Origin of the sequence: Kitasatospora sp. NPDC059577 (assembly GCF_042735475.1) — a bacterium.
Classification (GTDB): domain Bacteria; phylum Actinomycetota; class Actinomycetes; order Streptomycetales; family Streptomycetaceae; genus Kitasatospora.
Map to the genome: position 1 here is coordinate 109,600 of NZ_JBHWBZ010000013.1, position 10,546 is coordinate 120,145.

The 10,546-nt window shown below is 73.2% G+C and carries 11 protein-coding genes; 8 read left to right on the forward strand and 3 right to left on the reverse strand.

The window, feature by feature from the left end:
• Positions 1 to 36 precede the first annotated feature (36 nt).
• The 3 genes from ACFV0O_RS14005 to ACFV0O_RS14015 all read left to right on the forward strand — a co-directional run bounded on the left by ACFV0O_RS14005 (position 37) and on the right by ACFV0O_RS14015 (position 3,478).
• Entirely contained in the window at positions 37 to 825 is a 789-nt protein-coding gene (locus ACFV0O_RS14005; protein WP_380340818.1) for a class I SAM-dependent methyltransferase, read from the forward strand.
• Between the two features lie 151 nt (positions 826 to 976).
• Positions 977 to 2,821, forward strand: coding sequence for a dihydroxy-acid dehydratase (gene ilvD / locus ACFV0O_RS14010; protein WP_380340822.1), 1,845 nt, complete (start codon positions 977 to 979; stop codon positions 2,819 to 2,821).
• Between the two features lie 126 nt (positions 2,822 to 2,947).
• Positions 2,948 to 3,478, forward strand: a complete 531-nt coding sequence (locus ACFV0O_RS14015) for a hypothetical protein (RefSeq protein WP_380340825.1) — start codon at positions 2,948 to 2,950, stop codon at positions 3,476 to 3,478.
• A gap of 4 nt (positions 3,479 to 3,482) precedes the next feature.
• On the opposite strand, the gene ACFV0O_RS14020 is transcribed toward ACFV0O_RS14015, so the two are convergent.
• Positions 3,483 to 4,835: a hypothetical protein gene (locus ACFV0O_RS14020; protein ID WP_380340828.1), complete on the reverse strand. Its 1,353-nt coding sequence runs from the start codon at positions 4,833 to 4,835 to the stop codon at positions 3,483 to 3,485.
• A 114-nt stretch (positions 4,836 to 4,949) separates the two neighbouring features.
• Positions 4,950 to 5,399, reverse strand: coding sequence for a hypothetical protein (locus tag ACFV0O_RS14025; RefSeq protein WP_360252888.1), 450 nt, complete (start codon positions 5,397 to 5,399; stop codon positions 4,950 to 4,952).
• A gap of 201 nt (positions 5,400 to 5,600) precedes the next feature.
• On the opposite strand from ACFV0O_RS14025, the gene proC reads away from it, so the two are divergent.
• Positions 5,601 to 6,428 carry a pyrroline-5-carboxylate reductase gene (gene proC, locus ACFV0O_RS14030; RefSeq protein ID WP_360252891.1) on the forward strand — a complete coding sequence of 276 codons (828 nt, stop codon included), beginning with the start codon at positions 5,601 to 5,603 and terminating at the stop codon, positions 6,426 to 6,428.
• A gap of 121 nt (positions 6,429 to 6,549) precedes the next feature.
• Positions 6,550 to 7,749: an MFS transporter gene (locus tag ACFV0O_RS14035; RefSeq protein ID WP_380340833.1), complete on the forward strand. Its 1,200-nt coding sequence runs from the start codon at positions 6,550 to 6,552 to the stop codon at positions 7,747 to 7,749.
• A gap of 43 nt (positions 7,750 to 7,792) precedes the next feature.
• On the opposite strand, the gene ACFV0O_RS14040 is transcribed toward ACFV0O_RS14035, so the two are convergent.
• Positions 7,793 to 8,263, reverse strand: a complete 471-nt coding sequence (locus ACFV0O_RS14040; RefSeq protein ID WP_380340836.1) for a hypothetical protein — start codon at positions 8,261 to 8,263, stop codon at positions 7,793 to 7,795.
• 238 nt (positions 8,264 to 8,501) lie between these two features.
• Here ACFV0O_RS14040 and ACFV0O_RS14045 point away from each other — a divergent pair, with 238 nt between their 5' ends.
• The 3 genes from ACFV0O_RS14045 (at position 8,502) to ACFV0O_RS14055 (ending at position 10,423) form a co-directional block, all read left to right on the forward strand.
• Entirely contained in the window at positions 8,502 to 9,698 is a 1,197-nt protein-coding gene (locus ACFV0O_RS14045; protein ID WP_380340839.1) for an acetoin utilization protein AcuC, read from the forward strand.
• A 225-nt stretch (positions 9,699 to 9,923) separates the two neighbouring features.
• Entirely contained in the window at positions 9,924 to 10,133 is a 210-nt protein-coding gene (locus ACFV0O_RS14050) for a helix-turn-helix domain-containing protein (RefSeq protein ID WP_045699258.1), read from the forward strand.
• 191 nt (positions 10,134 to 10,324) lie between these two features.
• Complete coding sequence (locus ACFV0O_RS14055) at positions 10,325 to 10,423, forward strand: 30S ribosomal protein bS22 (RefSeq protein WP_003948845.1); 99 nt, start codon at positions 10,325 to 10,327, stop codon at positions 10,421 to 10,423.
• The last annotated feature ends 123 nt before the right edge of the window (positions 10,424 to 10,546 follow it).

The following is a 10,546-nucleotide window of genomic DNA, read 5'->3' on the forward strand; positions in this document are numbered from 1 at the left end:
CGCCGGAGCGCCGGACGGCCGTACCGAGGGGGAGAAGTGACGAACGGTCGGAAATTCAGCGAACTTCGCAACTTCCGTGAGCTCGCCGGGAGCTTCGGCTCCGTGGCGGCCGAGTACGACCGCGGCCGCCCCGGCTACCCGGACCAGCTGTTCGACGAGTTGGAACGCCTCTGGGGCCGCGGTCTGAAGGGCGCCGGGGTCCTGGACGTCGGCGCGGGCACCGGCATCGCCACCCGGCTGCTGGCCGCCCGCGGCGCGGACGTCATCGCCGTCGAGCCCTCGGCCGGGATGGCCGAGCGGTTCCGGGCCGTCTCACCGCAGGTCCCGCTGGTCCGGGCGGGCGGCGACGACCTGCCCTTCCACGACGACTCCGCGGACCTGATCACCTACGCGCAGGCCTTCCACTGGACGCGGCCCGAGCAGTCCCTGCCCGAGGCGATCCGGGTGCTGCGGCCCGGCGGCGCGCTCGCCACCTGGTGGAACATCTTCGACGACGGCGTCCCGTGGGTCCGCGCCCGGGACGAGCGGCTGTCCGCCACGCTCTCCGGCCGCTACCACGGCTACGGCCGGGTCGACGAGCTGACCGCTCCCTTCGCTGCCGCCGGGCTGGCGGTCTCCCGCGTCAAGCTGGGCTGGCAGCGGCAGGTCCCGGTGGAGCAGGTGGTCGACAACCTCACCTCCCGTTCCTTCTTCGCCTCGCTGGACCCCGAGCGGCGCGAGCCGCTGCTGGCCGCCGAACGCGCGGCGCTGCTCGCCGAGTTCCCGGACGGGCAGGTGGTCGAGCCGTACGTCCTGGACCTCACGGTGGCCACCACCGGGGAGTGATGCCGCGGGGCGCGGGGCCCTCCGCCGCCTGACCGCATCGCGGACGGCCCGTCCGCCGGGCGGACGGCGGGCGTAGGCTCGGTAGCCACAGCGGCCCCCGTACCCTCCTGGCGGCGGGGCGCCGAGGAGAGCCCCGAAGGAGTGGAGCACAGTGCCCGAGCTGAGGTCCCGTACGGTCACCCACGGTCGCAACATGGCAGGCGCCCGGGCGCTTCTCCGGGCCGCCGGCGTAGCCCGCGAGGACTTCGGCAAGCCGATCATCGCGGTCGCCAACTCCTTCACCGAGTTCGTCCCGGGCCACACCCACCTCCAGCCGGTCGGCCGGATCGTGTCCGAGGCGATCAAGCAGGCGGGCGGCATCCCGCGCGAGTTCAACACCATCGCCGTGGACGACGGCATCGCGATGGGCCACGGCGGCATGCTCTACTCCCTGCCCTCGCGCGACCTGATCGCCGACTCGGTCGAGTACATGGTCAACGCGCACTGCGCCGACGCCCTGATCTGCATCTCCAACTGCGACAAGATCACCCCGGGCATGCTGATGGCCGCGCTGCGCCTGAACATCCCGACCGTCTTCGTCTCCGGCGGTCCGATGGAGGCCGGCAAGGCCACCCTGGTCGACGGCACCGTGCGCAAGCTCGACCTGGTCGACGCGATCTCGCAGGCCGTGAACGAGAACGTCTCCGACGAGGACATCGCGATCATCGAGGAGAACGCCTGTCCGACCTGCGGCTCGTGCTCCGGCATGTTCACCGCCAACTCGATGAACTGCCTGACCGAGGCCATCGGTCTCTCGCTGCCCGGCAACGGCTCGGTGCTCGCCACCCACACCGCCCGCCGGGCGTTGTACGAGAACGCCGGCCGGACCGTCGTCGAGATCACGAACCGCCACTACGGCCGGGACGACGCCTCGGTGCTGCCCCGCGCGATCGCCACCCGCGCCGCGTTCGAGAACGCCATGGCCCTGGACATCGCCATGGGCGGCTCGACCAACACGATCCTGCACCTGCTCGCCGCCGCCCAGGAGGCCGAGCTGGACTTCGACCAGCGGGCCATCGACGCGGTCTCCCGCAAGGTCCCCTGCCTGTCCAAGGTCGCGCCCAACGGCTCGTACTACATGGAGGACGTGCACCGGGCCGGCGGCATCCCGGCGATCCTCGGCGAGCTCTACCGGGGCGGGCTGCTCAACGAGGACGTCCACACCGTCCACTCCGACTCGCTCGCCGAGTGGCTCAAGACCTGGGACGTGCGCGGCGGTTCGCCCTCCGCCGAGGCCGTCGAGCTGTGGCACGCCGCCCCCGGCTGCGTCCGCTCCGCCGAGGCCTTCTCCCAGTCCGAGCGCTGGGAGTCGCTCGACACCGACGCGGCCAAGGGCTGCATCCGCAGTGTCGAGCACGCCTACTCCGTCGAGGGCGGCCTGGCCGTGCTGTACGGCAACCTCGCCGAGGACGGCTGCATCGTGAAGACCGCCGGCGTGGACGAGTCGATCTGGACCTTCAGCGGTCCGGCCGTCGTGGTGGAGTCCCAGGAGGACGCGGTCGAGGCGATCCTCGCCAAGCGGGTCAAGGAGGGCGACGTCGTCGTCATCCGCTACGAGGGCCCCAAGGGCGGCCCGGGCATGCAGGAGATGCTCTACCCGACCTCCTTCCTCAAGGGCCGGGGCCTCGGCAAGGCCTGCGCCCTGGTCACCGACGGCCGCTTCTCCGGCGGCACCTCGGGCCTGTCCATCGGCCACGCCTCCCCGGAGGCGGCCTCCGGGGGCACCATCGCCCTGGTCGAGGACGGCGACACCATCGCCATCGACATCCCCGGCCGGACGATCTCCCTGGAGGTCCCGGACGAGGTCCTCGCCGAGCGCCGCCGCGCCCTGGAGGCCTCGGGCGGCTACCGGCCGAAGAACCGCGACCGCAAGGTCAGCCAGGCCCTGCGCGCCTACGCGGCGATGGCCACGTCCGCCGACAAGGGCGCGGTCCGCGACGTGACCAAGCTCGGCTGAGACCGGCCCGGAGCGGCCCCGCGACCGCGGCGTGCCACCGGTCCCGACGACCGGAAACGGAGGAGCCGTCCCGCGGACCGGGACGGCTCCTCCGCCGTGTGCGGCAGTCGGGTGATAATCGACGGCGTGAGCGAGCAGCCCCCCACCCCCGCCCCCGAGGTCGCCGGCGCCCCGGCGCCCGAGCCGATCCGCTGGTTCGGCACCAGCTGGCTGAACCGGGACGGCGGCTACTGGCTGCGCCGGGTCGGCGTGTCCGCCGGAGCCCTGGTCGCGACCGCGGCCGTGGTGCTGCTGCTGCGCTTCGGGGTCGAGGGCATCGCGCTCTCCGACAACGGCACCTTCGTCAACGGGCTGCTGACCGTCGCCATCGCGATCTGCTCGATGATGTCCGTCCTGCGCACCTGGAAGGTGCTCACCGAGGGCAGGGACCGGCTGACCGGCTGGATGGCCGAGGACAAGTCGCTCGGCGCGGTCTGGCTGATCGGCGGCGCCGGGGCCCTGGCCGCCTACTTCGCCCGCAGCCTGGTCGAGGCCCCCGGGGAGGCGGTGCGGCGCGCCTCGTACGAGCGGGCCGTCGCCCGGTACGAGACGCGCCTGGCGAACCGCAGCGGCCGGCCCGGCGGCAGGGCGCCGGGCCGGAGCAAGCGCAAGCGCTGACCGGTCAGTTGCGGCTGATCGTGCCGCACCCCTCGGTCTGCTCGACGTCCTTGCTGCGGTCGTACGGGTCGATGGCCGGCCCGGTCGGCCGGGAGCCGGGGGTGTCCTGCTGCAGCGCCGCGAACTGGTCGAACTGCGGGTGGAAGAAGCCGTCGTAGACGTCGCAGGCCGAGTTGGCCGGGTCGGTCTGGCTCTTGGCGTAGACGACCTTCTTCGGCTGGACCTGGTAGCGCCCCGGGTCGTAGAAGCGGAACGTGTCCACCCGCCGGACGATCGTGCGGGTGGTCCAGGTGTCCCCGGCCACGTCGTCCGTCCGCACGACCAGGCCCACCGGCTTGGCCGTGCCGCCGCCCTTCGGAGCGGCCGGTCCGGTCGGCTGCGGGGCGGGGGCCGACGGCCGGGGCGACGCGGCCTGCTTGGCGGCCTCCGGGCCGGGGCGCAGCGCGTACACGAAGCTGAAGTCGGTGTGGATCAGGACGCCCTTGTCGCCGTCGCCCTCGAAGGTCATCCGGCCCTGGACCTTGACCGTGTCGCCCACCGGGATCGCGTCCCGCGGGTCGAAGCGGCTGAACCAGTTGGTCGGGTCGTTCTCCTTGGACGGGTGCTCCAGCGCGGACTTCGCGCCGTCCTGGTCCTGCCGCTCCAGCAGTGCCAGGGCGGCGTCCGGCCGGCCTCCGGCGATCACCTTGGGGTCCAGGTTGGCGGCGATCAGGTAGTCCCTGACGGACTGCAGCTGCGAGGCCACCTGGGCGGTGCTGAAGACGCCGGTCGCCTGCGCCTCGGGGAGGACGAAGGCCTCGGCGCCGGTCGGCCAGCCCTCGGCGGGGGAGCCGGCCCAGGGGTGGGCGACGGTCGGCTGCTGGTCGTCGACCTTCGGTGCCGCGGTGGTCGGCCTGGCCGTCTCGGGGGCGACGGTCGGCACGGGGGTGTGGGCCGCGGCGGCGCCGCCGACGTGGTCCCGGTACCAGCTGCGCAGCCCGTCGATGTTCAGCGCCGCGAGCAGCACGGCGACGGTCAGCGCGACGTAGAGCGGCGTGCGCCACGCCGAGCTGCGCGGTCGCGGGTTCCCCCAGGCGTCGACCGCCGGGGGCTTCGGCTTGCGGCCGAAGCGGCGCGCGGGCGCCGGGCCGTCGTTGACCGAGCGGCGGCCGCCCGGGTCGACCGGCGGGGTGTGCTTCCACCGGGCGGCGAGCATGCGGGTGCGCCCGCTCTGCTCCTGGGCGGTGGCGCCCCGGACGAAGTCGTCGTCCAGGACGAGGTCGGCGAACGGGTCCTTCGCGCCCGTGCCGGACGGGTCGGACCCGTCCGGTGCATCGCCCCTGGTGGGGCGCGGTTCCGGATCTTCGGCTATCGGCATCGCGCCAGTATGACGACGGGGTGTGACGATGCGCCGATCGGGGGCGCACCACGTGGTGGACCCGTGCCCGCCGGGTGGCGCTTCACCCCGTTTCGTCCGGAACCGCGCCGGTGCTCAGGACTTGCCGCGGGCCTGCTTCACCGACCCCACCACCCCGGCGATCGCCAGCAGGAGGCCGGCGGGCAGCAGCGAGATGAAGAAGGCGCCGAAGAGCCCGGAGTCGCCGAGGAACAGCTGCGCCAGGGTGTTCAGCGCCAGCAGTCCGCCGGCCGCCGGCAGTGCCGACTGCCACGGGTGGTCGTTCGCCCACCGGCGCAGCCGGCGGTCGGCGGTGTCGCGGCGCAGCTGTCCACCGACGGTGCCGACCAGGAAGAAGAAGAACAGGGCCCAGCCGGCCGGCCCGGCCAGCATGCTCAGCGACCAGCTCCCGGAGATCGCCTCGATCCCCAGGGCTGTCGCCCCCACCACCGCACCGACCCCCGCGGCGGTCCGCCACGGGCCCACGGTCGCCGAGGCGACGGCGAGTTGCCGGTTCTCACGTCGGGACATTTCGTCGTGTGCCATGGTTCAACGGTGCTCCCGCCCGGGGCCGGGGGCCATAGGGGAAGCCCCTGGTTTTCTCCCTAGGGTCCCGCCGGGCCGAATCGCCCGGCACGGCCGCGCCGCGACCGCCGCCGCGGGCCCCGCGACCACGGACCGGACGGTCCCGCCCGGCCCCGCCGCGCGGTGCGAGGATGGCCGCAGTAGCGAGGCAAGGAGCGGACCATGGGCAGCAGCGCAGCACACGGACAGAAGATCGCCTTCCTGGGCACCGGCAAGATCGGCGAGGCCCTGCTCTCCGGCCTGCTGCGGGCGGGCAAGGACCCGGCGGACGTCCTGGTGACCGCCCGCCGCCCCGAGCGCGCGGTCGAACTCGCCGCCCGGTACGGCGTGGTGGCGGTCTCCAACGCCGAGGCCGCCAAGCTGGCCGACACCCTGATCCTCGCGGTCAAGCCGCAGGACATGGGCACCCTGCTGGAGGAGCTGGCCCCGCACGTCGGCGCGGACCGGCTGGTGATCTCGGCCGCGGCCGGTGTCCCGACCGCCTGGTTCGAGGAGCGGCTGGCGGCGGGCACCCCGGTGGTCCGGGTGATGCCCAACACGCCGGTCCTGGTGGACGAGGGGATGAGCGTCATCTCGGCCGGTTCGTGCGCCACCGAGGAGCACCTGGTGCGCACCGAGGAGATCTTCAGCTCGGTGGGCAAGGCGCTGCGGCTGCCCGAGTCCCAGCAGGACGCGGCCACCGCGCTCTCCGGCTCGGGCCCGGCCTACTTCTACTTCCTGGTCGAGGCGATGACCGACGCCGGCATCCTGCTCGGGCTGCCCCGGCAGGTGGCGCACGACCTGATCGTGCAGTCCGCGATCGGCGCCTCGGTGATGCTGCGCGACTCCGGCGAGCACCCGGTGAAGCTGCGCGAGGCGGTGACCTCCCCGGCCGGCACCACCATCTCGGCGATCCGCGAGCTGGAGAACCACGGGGTGCGGGCCGCGCTGCTGGGTGCGCTGGAGGCGGCCCGGGACCGCTCCCGGGAGCTGGCCTCCGGCGGGAAGTAGCCCGCGGCAGAAGTCCCTGCGCGACCCCTCCCGCAATCGCGGCGCACCGCCTACGCTCTCGCCAACATCGTCCTACCGGCCGGTAGCGAGGTCGCCAGGAGGCCCGTGTGTGGAGGTCCGTATGAGTGCCGCGCCGTCCGCCGTGCCGCCCGGCCTGAGGGCCGGGCGGTCCGCGCTCGCCGTCAGCTTCCTGCTCCAGGGCACCACCTTCGCGCTGCTGGTCACCTGCATCCCGGAGATCCAGCACCGGTACGGGTTGAGCGACGGGCTGCTGCCGGTCTTCCTGGCCGCCGTGCCGATCCTGGCCGGGGTCGGTTCGATCACCTCCGAGCAGCTGGTGCGGCGCACCGGCGCGCGGGCCGTGCTGCGGGTGGTCCAGCCCGCGGTCTGCCTCAGCCTGGCGGCCGTCGGACTCGGTGACGCGCTGTGGCAACTCGCCCTCGCACTGGGGGCGTTCGGTCTGCTGGTGGGGGCGCTGGACGCCAGTATGAACATGCTCGGGGTGGGCCTGCAGCACCGCTACGGACGCTCGATCATGATCGGCTTCCATGCCGCGTTCAGTCTCGGCGGCATCGTCGGCGCGTCCCTGGCGGGCCTCGGCTCGCACTACGACCTCGGTCTGCCGGTGCTGTTCGGCACGGCCGCCGCGGTGGTCGCCCCGCTCGCGGTGGTCACCGGCACCTTCTTCGCGGGACCGGCCGAACTCGGCGACGCCGTCCGGGAGGCCGCCGAGGCCGCCGCCCGGTCGATCCCCTGGCGGCCGCTGCTGCCGCTCTGCCTGGCGATGGCCTTCGCGTACATCGCGGACGCCTCGGTCTCCAACTACAGCGTCAAGTACCTCACCGACGGTCTGGGCAGCCGCGAGGACCTCGCCAAGCTCTCCTACCTCGGCTACATGGTCGCGATGCTGGTCGGCCGGGCGCTGGGCGACCGGGCGGTGCAGCGCTTCGGCGCCGTGCCGGTGGTCCGCGGCGGTGCGGCGCTGGCCGCGCTGGGCTTCGGGGTGGCCGCGGTGGCGCCCGCCGCCTGGGCGGGCATCGCCGGGTTCACGGTGCTCGGCTTCGGCATCTGCGCGATCATCCCGCAGGTGTTCGCGGCCGGCGGCCGGTTGTTCCCGGCCGACTCGGACGCCGCGGTGGCCCGGCTCAACCTCTTCAACTACGTGGGTTTCCTGATCGGTTCGCCGCTGGTCGGTGCGATCGCCGACGCGAGTTCGTACCGCTGGGCGCTGCTGGCCCCGATGCTGCTGGTGCTCGCCGTCCTGCCGCTGGCCGACCGCTTCTCCCCGGTACCGGCGTTGGCCCCCGCCCCCGCCGGGTGACGGCGGGTGGCGGGGGCGGGGGACGGGGAGGATCGGGCCGGGGTCAGCCCAGGATCGTGGTCGCCAGGTTGGCCGTGCCGTAGGCCCAGCCCTGGTCCTGGGCGGTGGAGGTGCCGCCGACCTGGCCGAACTCGTAGTAGACGTACGGCGCCCAGTTCACCGTGTACGGGATGGTGGCGTCCCACGGCGGGGTGTCGGTGATCTTGACGGTGAGCGTGACGGTCTTGGTGGCGCCGGGCACGATCGGCGCGTTGAAGTGGAAGCTGGCGCTGTTCCCGCTCGTCGTGCAGTCGACGGTGTCGCCGGCGCAGCCGGTGACGGTGAAGGCACCGCTCAGCTGGTTGGCCGGCCAGGTCGGCTGGATGGACTCGTAGGCGAAGTAGATGTCGCTGGTCTCGTTGTTGGTGAGGGCCAGCGTCAGGGTCAGCTGGTCACCGGCCTTCGCCGTCGACTTGTCGACGGAGAAGTTGGTCCCGTTGACCGCGGCGGAGGCCGGCTGGGCGGCAAAGAACACGCCAAGTCCCAGTATTGCAGCGAGAATTACCCCAAGGCGTTGCACGCTGAATGGCTTCATGGCGGAGAGGATATGTAGTCACCAAGCGTTTGTCTGTACCGCCTCAACAAAACCCCTCCACAGCTGCCCCACAGCCGCACCACAACTGCCGTACCCCGACCGTGCGACCCGCGCCGGGGCGCCGCCCCGGCGCGCCCTGGCGGCGGCCCGGCCACCGCCACCCGCTACGGTGGAGGCCATGCCCGAAGCCGAGCGTGAAACCCCCTGCGGCCTGCACCTCTTCTGGGACGAGGCCGTCACCGCCTACGACTTCGGCCCCGGCCACCCGATGGACCCGACCCGGCTGGCGCTCACCATGCGCCTGGTCGAGGCCCTGGGGCTGAACGGCGGCCCCGGCGTGACCGTCCGCTCCGCGCCGCCCGCCGGCGAGTCCACCCTGCAGCTGGTGCACACCCGGGAGTACGTCGAGGCGGTCAAGCACGCCGCCGCCCACCCCGACCTGACCGACCCCCGGCACGGCCTCGGCACCGACGACAACTGGTCCTTCCCCGCCGTCCATTCGGCCTCCGCGCTGATCGCCGGCCAGTCGGTGGCCGCCGCCGAGGCGGTCTGGCGCGGCGAGACCCCGCACGCCGTCAACTTCGCCGGCGGCCTGCACCACGCCATGCCCGGCAAGGCCTCCGGCTTCTGCGTCTACAACGACCCGGCGCTGGCCATCGCTCGGCTGCTCGAACTCGGCGCCGAGCGGGTCGCCTACGTCGACGTGGACGTCCACCACGGCGACGGCGTCCAGGAGGCCTTCTGGAACGACCCCCGGGTCCTGACGGTCTCGCTGCACGAGCACCCCGCCACGCTCTTCCCGCAGACCGGCTGGCCGATGGAGACCGGCGGCCCGGACGCCCCCGGCTCCGCCGCCAACCTGCCGCTGCCCGCCGGCACCGGCGACGCCGGCTGGCTGCGCGCCTTCCACGCCCTGGTGCCCGACCTGCTCGACGCCTTCCGGCCGCAGGTCCTGGTCACCCAGCACGGCGCCGACACCCACCTGGAGGACCCGCTCGCCCACCTCGCCGTCACCGTGGACGCCCAGCGGCTGATCGCCGAGGAACTGCACGACCTCGCCCACCGGCACACCGGCGGCCGCTGGGTGGCCACCGGCGGGGGCGGCTACGCGGTGGTCGACGTCGTCCCCCGCGCCTGGACCCACCTGGTCGCCACCGCGGCCGGCCGACCGGTCGACCCGGCCACCGAGACCCCCGAGTCCTGGCGCGCCGAGGTCTACCGCCGTACCCGCGGCCCGGCCCCGCTGCGGATGACCGACGGCGCCCGCCCGGCCTGGCGCGACTTCGACGCGGGTTACGATCCGGCCGACCGGCTCGATCAGGCCATCCTCGCCAGCCGCCGCGCGGTGTTCCCCCACCACGGCCTGCTGGCCTGAACCCGCCGCCCCCGGCGGCCACCCGTCCGGCCGTGCGTACGGCGAGCGGTGCCATCCGCCGATCGGCTACGTACTGCAACAGTCCTATCTCTCACCGTACGAGGACTGCACTTCCCCTCTTCCCACTGGTACCACCCATAACTACTCTGGGGATACACGTGTGCCGGTGGAGTCACCGGAGGGGAAGCCGGTGCCTTGCACACGGGTAAGGGTCGGGTGATGGTCATGAGTTCCGTGGAGCGTCCCCTGCAGGAAGTCGTCTTCCTGACCGTGGCGGAGGTCGCCGCGGTCATGCGGGTGTCCAAGATGACGGTGTACCGGCTGGTGCACAGCGGAGAACTGCCGGCCATCCGGGTCGGGCGGTCCTTCCGGGTGCCCCAGCAGGCGGTGCACGAGTACCTCAAGGAGTCCTACGTGCGGCTCGAGAGCGCGTAGGACAGGGCCGACGGGGCCCGGATCCGCAGCCGCGGGTCCGGCCCCGTTCGCCCCGGATTTCCCGCGAGTTTCCCGGTTGCGGGGAGCACGATTTACAGCCCCGGCCACACGGACGGTAGGCTAGGCCCTCACGTCAGTCGTATGGACTCCGTCTCTCACGGACGAGAGTCTCAGTGAGCGAGGGTTGTTCCGTGGGCTCTGTCATCAAGAAGCGTCGCAAGCGTATGGCCAAGAAGAAGCACCGCAAGCTTCTGAAGCGGACCCGCGTGCAGCGTCGCAACAAGAAGTAAGCGCCCCCGGCCGCGCCCCGCGCGCCCAGCGCTTCCACCGCCCCCCCCGGGCCCCGGGGGGGGGGGGGGGCGGGTGGGGTAGTACGCGCGGGGGGGGGGGGCGGTGCCCTAGCCCCCGGGCGC